The 18,538-nt window shown below is 44.6% G+C and carries 19 protein-coding genes; 14 read left to right on the forward strand and 5 right to left on the reverse strand.

Features of this window, described 5'->3' with window-relative positions:
• Nucleotides 1-128: 128 nt before the first annotated feature.
• From ACJJIM_RS09350 to ACJJIM_RS09375, 6 genes are all read left to right on the forward strand, one after another.
• The gene (locus ACJJIM_RS09350; protein WP_444913090.1) at nt 129-602 is read left to right on the forward strand and encodes an SRPBCC domain-containing protein; all 474 of its coding nucleotides are present in this window, start codon (nt 129-131) and stop codon (nt 600-602) included.
• Nucleotides 603-706: 104 nt separating this feature from the next.
• Nucleotides 707-1,363: a dihydrofolate reductase family protein gene (locus tag ACJJIM_RS09355; protein WP_444913091.1), complete on the forward strand. Its 657-nt coding sequence runs from the start codon at nt 707-709 to the stop codon at nt 1,361-1,363.
• An 80-nt stretch (nt 1,364-1,443) separates the two neighbouring features.
• The gene (locus ACJJIM_RS09360; protein WP_444913092.1) at nt 1,444-2,070 is read left to right on the forward strand and encodes a YdeI/OmpD-associated family protein; all 627 of its coding nucleotides are present in this window, start codon (nt 1,444-1,446) and stop codon (nt 2,068-2,070) included.
• A 48-nt stretch (nt 2,071-2,118) separates the two neighbouring features.
• Entirely contained in the window at nt 2,119-2,373 is a 255-nt protein-coding gene (locus ACJJIM_RS09365; protein ID WP_444913093.1) for a cupin domain-containing protein, read from the forward strand.
• A gap of 66 nt (nt 2,374-2,439) precedes the next feature.
• Complete coding sequence (locus ACJJIM_RS09370; protein WP_444913094.1) at nt 2,440-2,922, forward strand: VOC family protein; 483 nt, start codon at nt 2,440-2,442, stop codon at nt 2,920-2,922.
• A gap of 164 nt (nt 2,923-3,086) precedes the next feature.
• On the forward strand, nt 3,087-3,638 hold the full coding sequence (locus ACJJIM_RS09375; RefSeq protein WP_444913095.1) for a dihydrofolate reductase family protein: 552 nt from the start codon (nt 3,087-3,089) through the stop codon (nt 3,636-3,638).
• Nucleotides 3,639-3,714: 76 nt separating this feature from the next.
• Here ACJJIM_RS09375 and ACJJIM_RS09380 read toward each other — a convergent pair whose 3' ends face one another.
• The 3 genes from ACJJIM_RS09380 to ACJJIM_RS09390 form a co-directional block, all read right to left on the reverse strand.
• A complete protein-coding gene (locus tag ACJJIM_RS09380; protein ID WP_444913096.1) occupies nt 3,715-4,122 on the reverse strand; it encodes a DUF427 domain-containing protein in 408 nt (135 codons plus the stop codon).
• Nucleotides 4,123-4,596: 474 nt separating this feature from the next.
• A complete protein-coding gene (locus tag ACJJIM_RS09385) occupies nt 4,597-5,586 on the reverse strand; it encodes a hypothetical protein (RefSeq protein ID WP_444913097.1) in 990 nt (329 codons plus the stop codon).
• 541 nt (nt 5,587-6,127) lie between these two features.
• Nucleotides 6,128-7,552 (reverse strand): serine hydrolase domain-containing protein, encoded by a 1,425-nt coding sequence (locus ACJJIM_RS09390; protein WP_444913098.1) that lies wholly within the window; start codon nt 7,550-7,552, stop codon nt 6,128-6,130.
• Between the two features lie 1,912 nt (nt 7,553-9,464).
• On the opposite strand from ACJJIM_RS09390, the gene ACJJIM_RS09395 reads away from it, so the two are divergent.
• Both ACJJIM_RS09395 and ACJJIM_RS09400 read left to right on the forward strand, forming a co-directional pair.
• Nucleotides 9,465-10,361 (forward strand): peroxiredoxin family protein, encoded by an 897-nt coding sequence (locus ACJJIM_RS09395; protein ID WP_444913099.1) that lies wholly within the window; start codon nt 9,465-9,467, stop codon nt 10,359-10,361.
• Nucleotides 10,362-10,663: 302 nt separating this feature from the next.
• Nucleotides 10,664-11,413, forward strand: coding sequence for an alpha/beta hydrolase family protein (locus tag ACJJIM_RS09400; RefSeq protein WP_444908257.1), 750 nt, complete (start codon nt 10,664-10,666; stop codon nt 11,411-11,413).
• A 147-nt stretch (nt 11,414-11,560) separates the two neighbouring features.
• Here ACJJIM_RS09400 and ACJJIM_RS09405 read toward each other — a convergent pair whose 3' ends face one another.
• On the reverse strand, nt 11,561-12,454 hold the full coding sequence (locus ACJJIM_RS09405; RefSeq protein ID WP_444913100.1) for a LysR family transcriptional regulator: 894 nt from the start codon (nt 12,452-12,454) through the stop codon (nt 11,561-11,563).
• 192 nt (nt 12,455-12,646) lie between these two features.
• On the opposite strand from ACJJIM_RS09405, the gene ACJJIM_RS09410 reads away from it, so the two are divergent.
• Together ACJJIM_RS09410 and ACJJIM_RS09415 are read left to right on the forward strand one after the other, a co-directional pair.
• Complete coding sequence (locus ACJJIM_RS09410; RefSeq protein WP_444913101.1) at nt 12,647-13,309, forward strand: peroxiredoxin-like family protein; 663 nt, start codon at nt 12,647-12,649, stop codon at nt 13,307-13,309.
• A gap of 108 nt (nt 13,310-13,417) precedes the next feature.
• Nucleotides 13,418-13,984, forward strand: a complete 567-nt coding sequence (locus tag ACJJIM_RS09415) for a carboxymuconolactone decarboxylase family protein (protein ID WP_282932840.1) — start codon at nt 13,418-13,420, stop codon at nt 13,982-13,984.
• Nucleotides 13,985-14,223: 239 nt separating this feature from the next.
• Here ACJJIM_RS09415 and ACJJIM_RS09420 read toward each other — a convergent pair whose 3' ends face one another.
• On the reverse strand, nt 14,224-15,117 hold the full coding sequence (locus ACJJIM_RS09420) for an enoyl-CoA hydratase/isomerase family protein (protein WP_444913102.1): 894 nt from the start codon (nt 15,115-15,117) through the stop codon (nt 14,224-14,226).
• Between the two features lie 291 nt (nt 15,118-15,408).
• Between ACJJIM_RS09420 and ACJJIM_RS09425 the strand changes: the two genes are divergently transcribed.
• The 4 genes from ACJJIM_RS09425 to ACJJIM_RS09440 all read left to right on the forward strand — a co-directional run bounded on the left by ACJJIM_RS09425 (nt 15,409) and on the right by ACJJIM_RS09440 (nt 18,407).
• Nucleotides 15,409-16,821, forward strand: a complete 1,413-nt coding sequence (locus ACJJIM_RS09425; RefSeq protein ID WP_444913103.1) for a S41 family peptidase — start codon at nt 15,409-15,411, stop codon at nt 16,819-16,821.
• Nucleotides 16,822-17,027: 206 nt separating this feature from the next.
• Nucleotides 17,028-17,456 (forward strand): hypothetical protein, encoded by a 429-nt coding sequence (locus ACJJIM_RS09430; RefSeq protein ID WP_444908251.1) that lies wholly within the window; start codon nt 17,028-17,030, stop codon nt 17,454-17,456.
• A 96-nt stretch (nt 17,457-17,552) separates the two neighbouring features.
• Nucleotides 17,553-17,951, forward strand: coding sequence for a hypothetical protein (locus ACJJIM_RS09435; RefSeq protein WP_444913104.1), 399 nt, complete (start codon nt 17,553-17,555; stop codon nt 17,949-17,951).
• A gap of 54 nt (nt 17,952-18,005) precedes the next feature.
• On the forward strand, nt 18,006-18,407 hold the full coding sequence (locus ACJJIM_RS09440; protein ID WP_444908249.1) for a hypothetical protein: 402 nt from the start codon (nt 18,006-18,008) through the stop codon (nt 18,405-18,407).
• The last annotated feature ends 131 nt before the right edge of the window (nt 18,408-18,538 follow it).

Raw genomic sequence — 18,538 nt, forward strand, 5'->3', positions numbered from 1 at the left:
CGCGGAGCCATTCGCCGGTTATCCATTGACCTAACAATTACTGTTAACTATAGTTATCCAAAAAGCTAACTATCGTTATTTTTTGCACTCGGCTGTTCACGCTTTGCAAACATCGCAGAGGGATTCGCATGAGCCAAGATTTATCCCACGACACCATATCGATCAGTAGAACGATCAAAGCACCGAGAGAGCGGGTATTTTCTGCATGGGAAGACCCGCAAGCCCGCTCGATATGGGGGCCACCCTCAGAAGATGAAACAATCGAATTTCTCGAAAATGACTTTCGCGAAGGAGGCATTGACGTACATCGATGCGGTCAAAGTAGCGATCTGCGATTCAGGGTTGAAACACACTATTACGAAATCAGAAGGCCGCACCGGTTGTTGTTCACCGAACGTATAACTACGGATAGTTCTCCACTGAGTATCTCTTTGATTAGCGTGGAGATCGGCAATAGTGAAAGCATGACAGAACTCAAGGTAACGATACAAATCGCCTCCCTGGTCGGCTCGGGAATAATCGAGGGAACTCGCAATGGATGGCAGCGCGCTCTTTCCAATCTGACTGCATACTTGGAAGCAAGAAAAGTAGAAGCCGAATAGGAAGGGCAATATTGCTTCTCTTCAGGCTTCAATAGCCATTGAGTAACAGTCCAAGTACAACCCGCAGCATCATTTGGACCAATAGAACCAACAGGGGAGAACTTGTGCGAAAAATAATTGTAAACACGTTTATTAGCCTGGATGGTGTGATGCAGGCCCCTGGCGGCCCGGAAGAGGACTCTTCAGGGGGCTTTGAGCTTGGTGGATGGGTAGCTTCCTATTTTGATGAAGGTGTTGGTGAATTCATGGGCAATGTGTTCGCAGCGCCATTTGAGTTACTACTTGGCCATCGGACTCACAATATTTTCGCTGCGCATTGGCCAAAAGTTGCTGCTGACCCTCCGCCTGAGGGTGTTGATGAAAGTGAAATCCAGCTGGCCAAAAAAATCGACGGTACAACACGATACGTGGCTTCTCGCACGAAACCTGAGTTTACCTGGGAAGGCAGCGAGTGGCTGGGGGATGACCCAATCTCGAGGCTTCGTGCAATCAAGGCTAGCAATGGCTCTGATTTGTTGGTTCCAGGCAGTGCTGACTTTATTCAAACTCTACTCAAAGCGGACTTAATTGATCAGTTTAAATTACTGATTTTTCCTTTGGTCCTGGGTAACGGGAAACGTCTTTTCGGTTCAGGTGTGCTCTCTACAGCGTTCCATGTACAGCAAGCCATGACGACAGATAGCGGTGTAATTTGTGTGACCTATATTCGAGGCGGAAGTATTACGACTGGAGATTTCTCCCTTCAACGAGATATCTCGTAAGCACTGGACTCCACTGGAAGCTTCAACCAGGCGGTCGTCGCCAATCACGCTGTTTTTAACAGCCCTAGAGTCAAACCTGAATGGCCATGATTTCAAATATCGAGGACTTTTTCGCGAAAGGTTGCGGGCGCTGCGAACGTTTCGCAACACCCCTGTGCTCTGTCCGAAAATGGGAGTCCGGCCTGATCGAACTACGCCGTATATGTATAAGTATGGATCTGGAAGAAGTGGTGAAATGGGGCCACCCCTGTTACACATTCGCCGGACGAAACATCGTTATTTTAGGGGCGTTTCGAGAAGCATTCGTCATCAGCTTCATGAATGCAGCACTCTTGAAAGATCCCGAAGGCCTCCTTCAAAAGCGCGGCGCCAATACGCAGCACGCTCATGAGATCCTCCTGAAGGCGAATGAACAGGTGAAAAAGATCGAAGCGGTCATACGAGCCTATATCGAAGAAGCGAAGGGTTATGCCGAGGCGGGCATTAAGCCACCAATAGTAAAACGTGATATCGAGATCCCCCATGAACTGGTGGAAGCCATGGATGCCGACCCTCAGCTTGCAGAAGCGTTTCATGCCCTAACACCGGGGCGGCAGCGTAGCTATGCTTTCAACCTAAATTCAGCAAAGAAATCGTCTACACGAGTTTCGAGAATAAAGAAATTCCGCGACAAGATAATCGCCGGTAAAGGCGCTATGGAGCGATAGAAGGGGAACATAGCAACGCAGCAATAAGATACGAAGCGTACGTTCATAATGCCGAAGAGGGCAATTGAGATAGAACTGTTTTACGTGCTGGAAGGCACCGTAACGTTTCTGGTGAGTGATCGGTGGCTCGATACCCAAAAAGGCGCTTTCATTTTCATCCAGCCTGGCGTGCGCCATGACTTTGAAAACCGCAGTGATCAGCGCGCCGGTGTTCACAACGTTTACATTGGTGGGCCGTTTGAGGCAAACATGCCCAAAATCATGGAATGGTTCACTGAGCACCCGCCGGAGGACGCTATCTGACTAAAAACACCAGAGACTTTCTTCAAAGCCAGTAATCAAACAACCCAAAGCAATAGGAGAATCAATATGACCGAACTCGTTACCTGTTTGTGGTTCGACCATGGCGAAGCAAAGAAAGCGGCGGAATTCTATGCAGCAACTTTTCCTAACAGCCATGTCGACCGCGTTAATGCGGCCGCCGCCGACTACCCCGGCGGCAATGAGGGCAGTGAGCTAACCGTTGAATTGACTGTCCTTGGGCGCAAGTTTATAGGTCTGAATGGCGGTCCAAATCTAACTCCGAATGAATCAGTTAGTTTCATGGTTATCACCGAAAACCAGGAGGAAACTGACCGTTACTGGAATGCGATTGTGGATAACGGTGGGCAAGAGAGCGCCTGCGGTTGGTGTAAGGATCGCTGGGGTCATTCGTGGCAAATTACGCCAAAACTGCTACTCGATCTTACAACGAACCACGACCGTAACAAGGCAAAACGCGCCTTTACCGCGATGATGACCATGAGAAAGATCGATATTGCGACAATTCAAGCAGCTACAAATTCGGTTTGAAGTAACAGAGAGATATCGCGAAGGAGTATTTAAACTACGCATGGCCAAACCACCTCAGAAACCCAGAGCTACTAGCGCAAGGCCCTAACAAGCTGAGTGACACTGCCCTCATCAAGCTCAGTCCCAACAGACAATGCAAGAGACAAATTTATGAGGATCAGATTGTGAGACGGTTAGTGGTTTGGAATGTGATGTCATTGGACGGCTGCTTTGAAGGCACCACCCCATGGTCATTGGACCATCACGCAACAGTGTGGGGCGACGAATTAGAAGCCTTCTCTCTTCGACAGGGTGATGAAATCGGCACCTTGCTATTCGGATGTCGCACTTATAAAGGGATGGCCGATTATTGGCAAAACGAAACTGGGGCGATTGCGGACATGATGAACTCGCTTGAAAAAGCCGTCATCTCTCGCACGCTAGAAACCGCCAATTGGTCAAATACTCGTCTACTGAAAGGCGAGGCGGCCGAACATGTTCGCGCACTGAAAAAAGAGACCGGGAAGAGGGATATCTTCGTATTTGGTAGTTCGAATCTTGTAGCTACTCTGCTCAGAGAGGGTCTAGTAGACGAGTACCGGATATGCCTAGCACCTACCGTACTAGGAGCTGGCTCACCTCTCTTCAAGCCTGACGGTATCCAGAAAAATTTTAAGCTGATGCGGGCAGATACCCTTGAAACGGGCGGATTGGTCCTTCGCTACAAGTGTCTATAAAAGGGCGGAGTGTTATTGCAACCAGGTTCTAGGCATGGTTTGTATCATTAACCTAAAAGAGTCTATAGGAAGAGGGTCATGATGAAGTTCCAACCTCTTCAATTGCCACTTGATCTGGATAGAAGGCAATACGCCCGTTGATCACCCCGGCAAAGTCAAAAGCAGCTTCATAGGCCCATGCAATAGCTTCTCCGCTATCATCGATTGAGAAGTAGCTGGCATCGCCTTTCAGTGGGCAATAGCTTGTCTTTCCCTCTATAAGGGAGAGGGGAGCAAGAACATCTTCTCTTGGGAAATAGAATACGGGGTCGAACATATCTTTTGCGAGTTCTGTAACTCTCAAAGCATTACTACTCTCGGCAATCACCTTGCCACCACGACGCACACGCACTGTCCTAGGCACAATCTTGGCGCGCATAAGGTGTCGGGGTTCTTTCGGGTTGTGGATTGTGTCACTAGACATCGTAACTTCTGGATAGGGCATTGATCTTTCCTTTCAAGGTATTAGCCTGAAGCGCGAACAGCGAGCCTTCATGTCACCTCACTTAGACTCAATAGTTAGCGCTGATACGACCTTCGATGCATAAATTGTGGACGATTGGCGCCGAATTACGAACTCTCCAGATCCCGTTGAAACAATAGGATTTGCATGGACACGACTGATTTCGATGGTATCACCTGCTTCGCACGCGTTAGCCAACTCCCTAAAGTACCTCTCCAATTCCAGCGATAAAATCTGAGGTAGTAACAGTGTAAATTGTTACCGTGTACTCGGCGTACGGGAAGTGGTGACCAATATCAACCAATCCTTCACCACTCACGCATTTGCCCGAGCATCTACACCCCAAATATAGAAACCCTTGGGTTTCCAGGGACAGTTCTCTGATTTCGGGATAGGACCCCAAATTGCAGGAAACGTAATCGTCTCAATTAATTAGACTGCCCCCTGGGTTTTCCTCTAATGATTAAGTAGGCTTGGGTGCACTTTTCGTTTACCTACCATCCCGGTAACAATTCTCCCAACTTCCTGCTCAGAGGGAAGCTGTGCTACGTCATACGCGAACCATGCCACTGAGTCTGCATTTTCCACCGCTTTGACTTCAGTGAGCTCTGCCATAAGTGTTGCCGCTGCATCTTGTCCGCGTAACTGATTGAATGCCTGCTGTACAACAAGCTTGAACGCTTGATCATGGGTTTTACCACTGTCCTGATGGAACTTCATCCATATAGCGCCACCTTCACTGATAGCTTTATCCAATTTATCCGCAATGCCTTCATCATTAAAATATTTATGATCCACGGTTTGCGCATATTTATGTGTTCCTTCATGGATCAGAGTAACAATGCAGAAAACCTCACCTTTTTCCCAAATTTTACTAAAACTCAAACAGATAGGATTTTGATTGGGCTTCATAAAGCTCCCCCCCTTAAGTTGCCCTCCACCGGCCCATGACAACTTACAGAAGTTTGAAATTGATCTGCCCCAACTTTCCGTAAAGGGCACAAACACAAACCCGGCCGCGTTTTTCGAAGGGTCCTCAATACCAAAAGGATATCCTATCGTCGATATGGTAGAGCATTGAACTTTACACAAGGTGGGCATCATTTTTACATCCGCACACTCTACATCACCACTCAAGCCTATCTGGGTTTTACTGAGCTTTTGGAGTATCGCATTTACGCAGTTTGAATATCTTTGTGGCGGGCAATCCATAGGAAGGCCAAAGTAGTAGGAGACTAAATTTTTAAACTTATCAGGAACCTTATCAGGGTATGTAATCGCTACAGTGCACATATCTATCGCTCGTTTTAAGATAGTCTGCGCTTCATCCAGCCAGTTTTCGAGTGATTTTTTGACCTTCGTTTGAAAAAGTATCGGCGAATTATCCTCTACCAACACGGTAAAACTCACTTCCCGGTTGATACTGCGGCTCACTATTTTTGTCATAATTATTCTCCTGCCTTTTCCTGCTACTTTCAGCGATGGAATTCACTGTTTTTGCTCTGATGCCAAACCAGAGTAAAATAGAATATATAATATTACTTAGCACGACTGTACATTAATATTCTTTAAATTATTCAGGAATAGCACTTCTTAACAATCCACCACGAATTAAAGTGTCTTGCAATAATTCTTCTGGAGATTACTCCTAGATTAATATTGTGGAGGGATTGAGGTAGTTCGCAGTATTTTGAGTCACTTTAACTGATTTTTGCTGATTTTAAACTCGGCTAGTAATTACTGAGCGTCGGCCACTACGAAACCCGGCCAAATCCAGCCCAATTAAGATGTGGTATTGATAAATCAATTTGCAGCAATGACCTGACTGATATAAAAAATCTCAATTAATCAATAAGTTAAAACTGTTTCGTCTAATATTCCCCTAGGCTGCACTTACTAAAAAGGGAGAAGGGAAAAATACACCGCGCATCTCGCGTGCGGTGTATTCTTTCCTTCCACCCCAGTAGTAACTAGCCGACCATTCAAACTAGGGCAGTCGTTTATAGGAGTAAGCTTTTCCACCTTGACGAAGAATAAACGAGCGGGCAGGGCTCGTATTGGCCTCCTCAAACTCAATAGTCAACCCTGGAACCATCTTCGATGCATAGATTGTGGACGATTGCGGTCGAATTACGAACTCTCCATATTCCGCTGAAACTATAAGACCTGTATAGCCGCGGCTGATTTCGACAATATCATCTGTTCCGTGCCCATAGCGCCCGACACCTCTCAAAAGCACCTCCTCTGGTAAAGTGATGAAGTCTGGGACAGGGACAATCTTAGTAGATACCGTCTGCTCGGAGTTCAAGAAGTGATGGCCAATATCATCCAGCCCTTCACCGCTGGCAGTATCTGCCAAGGCAACAACACCTGCGCTCCGCGCAGGGTTAAAACCCATAAATGTACGCGATCCATCACTGCTGCCATTGGACCAATAGTAAGTCTCTCCATTGGTGGTTGTCCTGCGCCAACCCAGGGCCATACGAGTGATATCACTGCCTCCCGGCCTATCAATTGACAGCATTAGCCGCGATGCTGCAACCAAATCCTTAGGACCCCGACCGTTGATAAACAAGTCGAGAAGTGTAAGGAGATCTCTGGCTGTAGATCGTAAACCGCCAGCCGGCGAGAGCACCCCATCGCTTGTTGGGCCGATCGGGCTGAGATAGAAGTCATGGCCTTGAGCTCGCCGAGCAGACTTCTTGGGATCATCCTCTAAAGTGGTATTACTTAGCCCTAAAGGTCCCGTCACACGCTCTCGCAATATCGTTGCAAAAGAGTGGCCTTCCTTCAAAGCAAGTCCTTGACCTAAGAGCCCAAAAGCCAGGTTTGAATAGCTGAATTGAGTACCCGGGCTAGCTTTCAGATGATAGCTTGGCAAGCCACCATAGAGCTGCTCAAAGGAGTAACCAGCGTACTTATTGGGCGCATCGGGCGCCGATGCAGCAAGATTATTTGGTCTTAGAGGAAGAGAAGCAGCATGGGTAGCCAGGTCGGCGAGAGTGATTTGTTGCCCTTCAAAAGTTGGAGCTTTTACACCGGCTGGTACGTAATCCTGGAGAGGATCATCGAGTTTCACTCTCTTATGTACAACTTCAACAGCCAAGAGCAAGGCCGTAAATATCTTAGTTAACGACGCAATTTCAAAAATCGTATCGTCCCCTAGTTGATAAGTATCCTTGGCTTCAGGCTCTCGAACAGTAATGATTCGACGACCAGAAGAATTTAGGGTACCTGCAACTGCTGCATGTGCCGCGTGCTGCTTAAGAATACGATGGCGAATGAGACGTTGAAACTCGTCATCATCATTCACTGGATGACTTGATAAAGCATCTAAAGCGATGAGTGGTCGAGGGACAGCAAATACAGAGGTAGCTCCAAGAAATAATTTTGCGAAATCACGTCGTTCCATGGCAATCAACACCTATTCAAAAACTTTCCAGAGTTTAGTTGGTAAACTTTGACTATCAGAAAGGCATAAAAGTTCTTGTGATAGATACGCTGATCACTAACAGAGATAAACGCATTTTGGGCAAACGGAGCCTAATGGAGGATAAGCAGAACTATGGAGCTGGTGGAGCAACCAGTAAAGTTAGAACAGTTAGATTCTCAAAAAGGACTATTGCCAATAACCTGTGATGCTGAATAAAGAGGCTCAGGGGTAACCGAGCTTTTTACACTAGTAAAGCACGTTTATAAAAACTCTGAAATGAGTTTGATAGAAAATATTAGGTTATTGGTAGAGTGAAGGCACTGACGGAAGGCGAGTTTACACTCATGAAAACCTCGTCCTTATGAGGCTATTCTCCAGCTGGTAACTGTCGTAGATGGAAGATTAGGATGGCCCGAAAAGTTAAGGGCCCGTCTTCTGCGTTATCTATAAATAAAAAAATAGTTTAAAGTGTATGGGGCCACATCAAACATCTATAGCCCTTCCTAACGTCATTATTAAATTTATACGATTATGCCAAGGATGTGGAGGTTAAAACGCTGACTAAAAACATTACCCTTTTTATTAATAAAACCTTTATGGTTACTAACGACCGTAGAATTGCTATAGCGATTGATTTAAGAATTTATATCTATGTGTTGTTACTCAGACAGAGCTGCTTCAGTCTCGAAGTCCTTTGAAAGTGGCATTGAAAAAATGGCCCTTAAATCAGGAAAGGGAAGTACGCGGTTTTACTACTGGTTACGTAATAACTCGTAATCTTATTTTTCAATCCATTTTATATATTACTGCCTATCAAATTGGTACATTGGACTCACCACTCTCACTGTCAAGCACAACGAAAAGGGAAATTTTGATGTTGAATCTTAAAACTTTACCGAGTCAGAACGGTAACTCTTGCGCCGCTCACTGCACCGAGATCGCAGTGTCAGGATTTGATCTCCGTGCGCCAAGGCCACAGAGTTTTGTGGAAGACACTCTGTGGCGCGCTATCAAATGGCAGAATGGGGACCTACCTCCGATGCCAAACGGTGCCGACCATCCCTTAGTGGCGGCCAACAATAGTTCACCGATGCGTGTGCGAAACTATGTGAATACCCAGTGCCCTGGGCGTACCGGTCGGATTTTATATGACGCGACCCAGAAAGACATGTGCCTTCAATTCGCGCAGCCGGGCAATAGAGTTGATTATAATGCGTTGTTTACAAATCTCATACAGCCAGCTAGTAATGGGGGAATGCCGAGGAACTTGCTTACCGACACCTATTACAATTGCGCTTTTATGATGTTTCGAGGCCCTTCCCCTGGGTCTGCTCATGAAATGGGTTTCCATAATATCCTGGTTGCCAAGGATGGGACCACAGTCAAATATTATAACCCGAATGAAGATCAACCAGTTTGGAGGGCTGATATTGGATGGCGAACGTTGCGTCATCAAAACGCTGGAAGGCATAGTTACGTTTGGAGTGGTATTGCAATCGAAATCACCTAGCAGTTAATGTTTGATGATGCGATCATTAGTATGGATCATGGGGTTTATCCTTGGTTTTGCTTTTAGGTTTAGGCACTTCCATCAAAACCGGTAAACCCTTCTTATTCAAGACGATCTGTCAGATCGTGGTCTGATCTTGTCTACATCTTTACACCTTCTTCCAGCTTACTAGCTCCTTTATTTGCTAAGAAATACTAAATTCCTGCTAGAGCCGAGTGTAAGTTACTCATGCCAGCCACTACTAATAGATCGATAAAATAAATCCAATTGTATCCGTTTTCGCAACATTGTTTCTCTTTTTGAACTAATTATTGAGTCAATGTGATGTACTAGGATAGATCGCAAGTTTTGGACATTAACCCAACGCTTCAGGAGCTTGAAATGAAAGCAAAACTTATTTTACCAATGATTCTATTAAACATGCTTGGCGGAGTAGGGTCCGGCATCATGATCTATATGTCTGGCGGCGATCCGGTTTGGGTCGGCGCACTTTTAGCGACCTTGCCTTTACCATTTTTCTTGATGGTTCTGACAAATATGTTCAGCATTTCAAGAACATCAGAAAGGCTGCCAGTTATTCAAGCCGTTAACTTTTTAGGAGTTGCACTGGTTGCTTATTCAACTTATTCGAACCAGGCTCCAATGTCCTTGTCTCAGTACGTTCCTATTGCAGCTGCTGCCCTGGGCTTCGTATCCCTTCATTGGTATGTCTGGTCATTCTCCGTTTACAACCGCAGAAAGAGCAAGGCCATATCAAAAGGCCAAAAACTGCCTGAAATGAATTTTACTCGATTAGATAAATCGGCTGTGTCTTCCACTTCTTTTGACGAATCTAAAACACTATTAGTGTTCTTTAGAGCCAACTGGTGCCCATTTTGTATGAACCAGTTAAAAGAAGTGAAGAAGTATGCTGAGACACTTAAGCAATATGATGTGAAGGTAAAGTTTATCTCTAACCAAGGCTACGACAACTCAAGGAAGTTAGCCGACAAGCTTGACCTACCTGGTCATTTTGAAATTCTTCAAGATGACAACTTAATGGGTGCTAAAGCCCTAGGCATTGAAGATATTGACGGTTCCCCTGCAGGAATGCCTGGGTACCCTAAAGATACCGTTATGGCCACAGTGATAGCACTGAATGAAGATGGTACGGTTATATTCGGTGATGAGACCGACAATTATCGGAGACGCCCAGACCCGACAACGTTTCTGCATGTTTTTGAAGGCTCAAAGCCGCAGACTTTAGATGCTAACCCAACTCTCAAAGGTACCGCCTAGTGAGGTAAAATATCAATCTCTCATAGAGCTTATCGATAGGCCCATGAAGAGTGAAAGATAACTGTCTAGCTAGCAATATTGTCGCAGGCCTGAACCGGGATTAAGTAAATGCCTTAGAACAACCAATATGGATTATATAAAGCCTGAAGATTCTATCGATGCCTAAGCAAATACAGGTCCACCTTATATCAGTTGACATATAAAAGACTATCACATATTCACATACCCCTTTCTATGATAGACAGGGGTTTTTCCTTGTTGAGATTAGAGTATTCTGTAAGTAATTGAAATTGGAGAACGTCATGGAGTTTAACTTCCCAAATCGTGATGGCGTAGAATTAAAGGGTAAGTTAGAAGAATCTGCTGGAATCCCAAAGTCTTATGCAATTTTTGCACATTGCTTTACTTGCTCAAAAAATATTATTGCAGCAAGCAATATTTGTAAGTCATTAACCAGTAAAGGAATATCAGTATTAAGGTTTGACTTCACTGGATTGGGTAATAGTGATGGAGATTTTTCCAATACTAATTTTTCATCCAATGTTGAAGATTTACTTAGTGCTTACAATGAAATCGAAAACCGCTTCGAGGCACCAAAATTGTTAATTGGGCATAGTTTTGGAGGTGCTGCCGTTTTGAAAGCCGCTGGTATGATAAAGACAGCTAAAGCTGTTGTTACTATAGCTGCCCCAAGTGATGTTAAACACATCCAGCATATGTTTAAAGAGGAACTCGATAGCATCAATAAAACAGGTCAGGCAAGAGTGGTTCTGGCTGGCCGAGAGTTTACGCTAAAGAAGCAGTTCATTGATGATATAAATGAAGCAGACGTCTTGGTTAACCTTAAGGAATTAAGGAAAGCGCTGCTAGTAATGCATTCACCACTAGACAGCACTGTTTCAATTGAGCATGCGGCGAAAATATTCGCTGCTGCGAATCATCCTAAAAGTTTTATTTCTTTAGACAAAGCTGATCATTTGCTTATGAAAAAATCAGATGCTGAATATGTCGGTAATGTTATTGGAGCCTGGGTTCAAAGATACATTAATTAATATCGAATGTTACAGAGAGTAATATCGAACTTTAAAGCCTTGCAACATTAAAGAACCGTCAACTGTCGAGAGCTGGGCTGTAAAGAACAATAGAAACAGCACTAGATGGAATTTAGGTTATTCCTAGTCCACCTAATAATCCAGGGCTTAACTCAGTTCCTTTTTTAGAAACTCGATAAAGACTCTGGTCTTTGCCGGCATCGCTCGACCACTGGGAATCAGTGCGCTAACAGGCGGTCCTGGAACTACTTTCTCTGGGAATAACTCAACAACTTCACTATTTTGAACAAAAAAGCCAAGCGCTTTATCATATACCTGAGCTATTCCCATACCGGCTACCACTGCGTCAATCAGAGTTCGTCCATCTCTGAATATTGCTAGCGGTGAGGGGGAAAATTCAGTAATTGGGCCTCCATCTTCTTGGAACAACCAGCCTCTCAATTTTCCTGTAGGTGCGCGGAAAACAAGAGAATCATGCTCCTTTAAATCTTCCAAAGTCTTTGGCATACCCTTTTGTGAAAGATATTCAGGTGAAGCGCACAGGATACGTCTGGTTTCACATATTTTTTTTGCGATAAAAGAACTATCTTCCAGTTCACCAATCCTCACGACGACATCCCATTCACCTCTAATAGCGTCCTCCAGGCTATCTGAAAGAGAGACCTCGACCGTAACCTTGGGATGCAACTGCGTGAACCCCTTTAACGCACTGACAATATTTCGGCCTATGCCTATTGGCAAATTGATACGCAATCGTCCAGCAGGCTCATCCTTCCTGGCATGCAGCAAAAGCCTGGCCTCATTGATTGTTTCTAACGCATGTTTTGCGGCATCTAGAAATATTTTGCCTTCTTCTGTCAGCCTGATACTTCGTGTGGTTCTGTTGAATAGCTTAAGACCCAATTCCTCCTCAAGCTTCTTCACTGCCTTACCAGCGCCTGATTTGGTTGAGTTCAATGATGCCGCCGCTTTTGTAAAGCTTCCATGTTCGGCAACGGCAATAAATACAACTATTTCGTTCAAATGGGCTTGTTGAAACACAGATTGTGTCCCTAATGGATACAATGAGTATCAAAATAGCATGTTTATAGCGCAAATCAAAGTAACTAATCTTCCCAATAGTGGTTTGGCGTAAGTACCTGCATAGAGACCAATTGGAGAATTAGCCAGGTCACATCTAAGGCTTACCCAAAGCTCGCGCTTCCAAACTTTAAACCATTAGAGGAATAGGTTATGTCTCTTCAAGACAAACTAGATGCTTTCAAAGAAGTATTTAAGCAACAGGCCCCGGAAGGAGCATTTGAAGCCTTTGCCAGATCATCCAGGGAATTGGCTGCTAGTGGCCAAGTTGAACGTTCGATTAAAGTAGGGGAGAAAGTCCCATACTTTACATTGCCAGATTCAGAGGGTAACGACCTTGTCCTGGAAGAACTCCTAGCCAAAGGGCCCGTTATTCTAACGTTCTATCGAGGCGTGTGGTGCCCTTACTGCAATATTGAGCTGCAAGCGTTAGAAGAAGTTGCTGCAGAGATCAAAGCGCGTGGCGCAACCCTAGTTGCTGTTTCCATGCAAGGGCCCGCTGAAAGCCGCAAATCCCAGAGAGATAACAAGCTAAGCTTCCCAATTCTGACTGATCAAAGTGGAAAGCTTGCTGAAGAGTTTGGTATCCGCTGGACATTACAACCTTATGTAATTGAGTTCCACAAGATGTTCAAAGTCGAACTCCCGACCATCCATCGTGACGGCGCGTGGAACTTACCTATGCCTGCAAGATATGTCATAGATACCGATGGAACAATCGCATATGCGGAGGTGAATCCTGACTATACACGTCGCCCCGAACCCAGCGACTTATTTCCCGTACTTGAAAAGCTCAGTCAGTCTACAACTGCATAGTATGTAAACACCTCCACCTCTTTAGCGCTGACTAGCGCCAAAGAGGTGGAAGCACTCAATGTAAATCGATATCGAGCACCGTAAAACCCAACTTATATGGTAAGACTCATGGTCAATTTTACACGTTACACAATTGAAACAGCACCAGAAGCCTCTAAGCCCACTCTAGAAGCCGCTAAAAAGAAAATGGGATTTGTACCCAATCTAATGGCAACCATGGCCGAATCACCTGTAATGGTGGAGAGCTACCTAACACTTATGGGATTATTCGATAAATCTCGCTTGAGCGAAACGGAGCGAGAGATAATCCTGATGACAAACAGCCGCCTAAACGGTTGCACCTACTGCATGGCTGCGCATACCGCAGTTTGCAAAATGGCCGGTGTAGATGAAAATGTCATCAAGGCGCTGCGTAGCGGTAAAACACTCGATGACCCTAAACTCGAAGCGCTCCGAGCATTCAGTGTCATTATCAATGAGAAACGTGGATGGGCTACAGAAGAGGAGGTTGAGGCGTTTCTTGCAGCAGGTTATACGAAAGAGACAGTTCTAGAGGTGATAGTTGGAACCAGTCTAAAAGTACTCTCGAATTACTCTACCCACAATCTGAATGTCAGTCTCGATGATGCGTTTTTGCCAATGGCCTGGAGTAAGGATATGGATTCGAATGGTTGAGCGTAAAAGCAAATAAAAAACATGTATCCGATTCATGCGTCCAATCAAGACTGGGCCTTGGGAAGAGGGCGCCTGTCCAGGTCATAAAAGTGACGATAAGAACGCCACTGATTCACCAAAGTAATGAGGCCCATATAGCCACTATGGGCCTCTACTACATTGTCCGAGATATATTCGTGGTATCTAAGCCCCTAAACAATACATCCTCTTGAATACAGCCTTCTTTTGGGTTATCGCAATTACTCCATTTCGCTACGAATAATGCCGGGAGTTTTGGCTTGTCCTCGCAATCGGTCAGGATGATCGCGCTCGTTAAAACGCCTCAAGCCTTCGGACAGCTCTTCTTTGGATTCAGAGTCGCTGAATAATCGGTTAAAGCACTCAGCCTCAATTCGTAGACCTTCATCAAGATCCTTTCCATAACCACGGGTGGCGGCTTCTTTATCAGAGTGAATCGCTGGCTGGGGAAGGGTAGAGATATACTGTGCTAACTCAATGGCACGGTCTAATGCGGTTCCCTTTGGCACCACTTCGTTGGCCAACCCAATGCGATAAGCTTCTTCAGCATTGATAACTTTTCCCGTGATGATTAACTCCAGCGCTCGCCCCATACCAACAATACGCGGCAAACGCTGAGTACCACCATCGGCTAGGCCGATATTCCAACGACGACAAGTCATTCCAAAGGATGCGTGTTCTTCTACAATCCGCATGTCGGCAAAACATGCCCACTCAAAGCCACCCGCATAAGCAATTCCGTTCACAGCCGCAATGATAGGCTTATAAATATCGGTCCAGCGGGATGGACCTATAATACCTGGAGCTTCTCCTCGGTTATGCCGGGCAATATCAGCGGGCTCTACAGGACATAAAACAGCCACGTCAGGATCGGGGTGATTAGTGGGTTCGGTTGCAGCAAGATTGCTTTTCAAATCACCCCCTGCACAAAATGCAGAATCGCCAGCACCGGTGATTACCGCAACTTTTGCTCCGTCATCGGTACGAAAGCGATCGAATGCATCCACCAGCTCACGGTGAGCGCGAGTACCAATACAGTTCTTAACCTCTGGACGGTTAAAAGTAACGATGGCTACAGGGCCAATTTGCTCGTATTTAATATGATGATATTCCATGTCATAAGACCTTTATCATGTGGCGTCGAAGTAATATTTAAAACCTACCCTTGATACATCAAATGAGAATTTAATCCAGGTGCCGATTAAGAATGGATCAATATATACCGCAATAAGTTAGTACGAATGAACCTTTTTCAGGTAATAAAACTTTATTTGCTACCGCAATAAAATCTTGTACTTTTCATCCTGCAATGATTAGATGGCTACACACCTATTCTAATATCCATTTCTTAAAACTTTAGCATCAATTTAACTTTGCTTGAGGATACGACAGGAAAGGCGGCGACCATGCACTTTAGAACAATAATTAATACTGCACTTTTGACTTTTTTGGCTCTATCACAAAGTGCTCTTTCAGCACCTGTATCAGACTCGAAGACCTTACAAATTTCTGAGGAATGGAAATTTCAGACTAACAATGCTACTCGCAATATTATTTCAACATCAGAAGGGGCTTTGGCGCATATAGTAGCTCAAGCTGACAGCCAACTATTTATGACTCTTGATATTGACCCATCAATTTTCCATAAGGGGCCAACAGAATTAAAGTTCAAAATCAAGGCGAATGAAGTCACTAAAACCGGCCACTTTATCATTAAGGTTGAAGATAGTGGATCACCGCTTTATCTGTACGAAATGGCAAATGATCCAGTTAGTGGAACCCACGATTGGCGTACAGTTACCGTGAGCGTCCCACGCCTTAGTAAAGCGACTAATGCAATGGTCGGCTATCTTATGTTTTCATCTGGAGAGGTGTGGCTGGGAGATGTGCAATTATTGCAAGATAAAACTGAGACTGAATTGAACACTTCCTATGACAAACTCAAAGAATATGCGCTTTCATTAATCAAAGATCACTACATTTTGCGCGACACGATCGATATAACAGAGTTTGAACAATTTGCAGACGACGTTTTTATCGGTGTTCAAAACGATGACCAAGCAGATGCGGCTCTCACCGCATTATTTTCAAAACTCAATCATAGACATCTAACAATCCTTAATCGTGCTAAGACCTCTGCACATGGAGAAACAAGACAGCAGAAGAGTGAGTTAAGTTTAGTTGGAAATAATACTGCTTTAATTTCTCTCCCCAAGAAGTTTGGTTCTGAAACGGCTCAACAGGAGGAATTTGCCCGCACAAGCGCACTAATCGAGAAATATAGTGAAAACGGAGTACAGAATTGGATTATTGATTTGCGTGAACAACCAGGGGGCGATTTGATCAGGCTATTTAATCTTACAAGACAGTTCTTCTCAAATCAGCAGCTCTTCTCATACCAATTGGTTGACGGATCGGAAAGATTTTTCTGGCTAAAAAATGGTAGCGTTGAATTCGGAACCAGAAAGATGATGCAAGATTCTCTCAAGCCAGGGGATGATACCAACACCTACCACCGTCCCCTCTCAGAAGCAAACGTAATTTTATTGGTAAGTGATTATACTGGTAGTGCAGCCGAGATGCTCGCCCAAGCTTTTTCAGATCGGGAAAACACTATTCTAATAGGATCAGAGACAGCCGGTTTAATGTCTACCAATAAGTTATTTAAATTTACAAACGGAACAAAAGTTGCGATTCCAATGGGACAGTCAACCTCGATACGCGGCGAGCTGGTATATAAGGTGCAGCCCGATATCAATACAAAGCCTGATGAAGCATTAAATGTAGCGCTAAAGTACCTAGAGGACAATCGACTGTAACCCCGTGTCAGATAATTCATAACGAAATAGGGTGGGCACAACCCACCCAAACACATGGGACTCGAGGTCAAAGTGGCTCATTTGAATTTAAGTGTGCATTGCAGAGGGCCACTTATCTACCGAGAGGAGCGAAAATTTGATGGTGTATGCGTTACCATTTGGGGCAAGCCTTAAAGCTGGAAAGGGCGAGTAATCGAGGATAATAAATGGATTCGGTTATTACATTTCCTGTAGTGTGCTTTTTAAATGGAAAAATTACAGTGCACACAAAGAGTAGCTTCAAAGCATTAGGGGCTCGTTTTTTGGACGAGCAGACATTTGTCACTCTGGAGAATCGGCGATCAAAAGCAAAAGATGGTTGGATACTTGACTCTAGCGGGAAGTTTGTACCTTTATCTCATAGCGGCAATTTGAGAGAATGGGCTCGTCCTATTTCCTTCCTCTGGAATGCAGTGTTGACTAAGTACCAAGCTAATATCGAGGGGGCTGTGAAGGTAGGCTTTGTACTGAAAGACTTAGATTCGATGTCCAAATCCTCGCCGGGAAAGCTTGGGATGGATTTCAAAAGATTTCTAAGTAAGTATGAGCCTGACCAGTATATTACTAGTGATATGCTGAAAGAGTGGCCCCTTTAGTTTGACATTTTCTTGTAAGCCTCACACGCCAGATATACTCTGTTATTATATTTTGCCTCCTCCAAAGAAGCTTCCTCTAAAGTCGGCAAGACCGAAATGATTCAAATCAAGACCAAAGTTGATGATGGTCCAGGTTCTGTGAGGCTTTGTAGTAAGTGCGCAGGGACAGGCATTGATCAACAATGGAGAGTTTGTGACGGATGTGCAGGAGCTGGAATTTTGGTAGATAATCCAGCCATGTCTGATTTGCAGCTAACGATATTTGCTAACGAAGTTCAGCCGCACCGGCAGTACCTCGCGAGCATAAACACCGACCTGGTTAACCAGGACCCAAAACAAACGGAGAGTGTCATGGCAGCAACCAGGCATTCCCACAGCAAGGGGACACGTGAATATCGGAAAAAAAACCGCCAAGAAAAAGTGGACTGCCAAGTAAAGCACTTAATCAGTATTCATAAAAGTCCGTTATTAATCAATAAGTTATCACAACCTTGATCAACTAAAGCTCTTCGCCGCACAAATTTTAACCGATCGGCTAGGATAATAACAATGAATTACAAATTAGGTTTCCGTTGGACTCTAATTACCCTAAATTTGGCAATGGTCTCATGGTTTGGCTTTTCTCAAGCCGGCACTGGTTATATTGATGAAAGTGGGCATTTAGATGTTATCTACATATTAATTAGATCACTGGCGGTCATTTTATTGTCTTTCACTGCCTCGGTTGTAATTGTTCGATCACGAGGAAAAGGTATAGCTATATCAATTATTACCTCTTTAATTTTTGGGGTGCTCCTTTTATGGTCGGGCTTGGTTACTAACTCGATGTCAGAATATGGCGGTAGCAGCGGTTTACTTTATGGAATTACAATCTTTTTGGTAGGGTTTACTCTAGCGTTGTTTTTTTGCTCAGTTGTATATGTTGGCTCAGCTAAGGTGATCAATAGGTAATTCTCTTGCACAAAAGGGGCCGAACGGTAATTTTTCTCCAGTGCCAGGAACCTATTTTGATGAAAATGGTGACCCAGTTACCGTTGGAGTAGGGCCGTTGGTAATACAGTCAGCGTAGATAGTACGACAGC

Source organism: Microbulbifer maximicatervae (SeqCode), assembly GCF_052467615.1.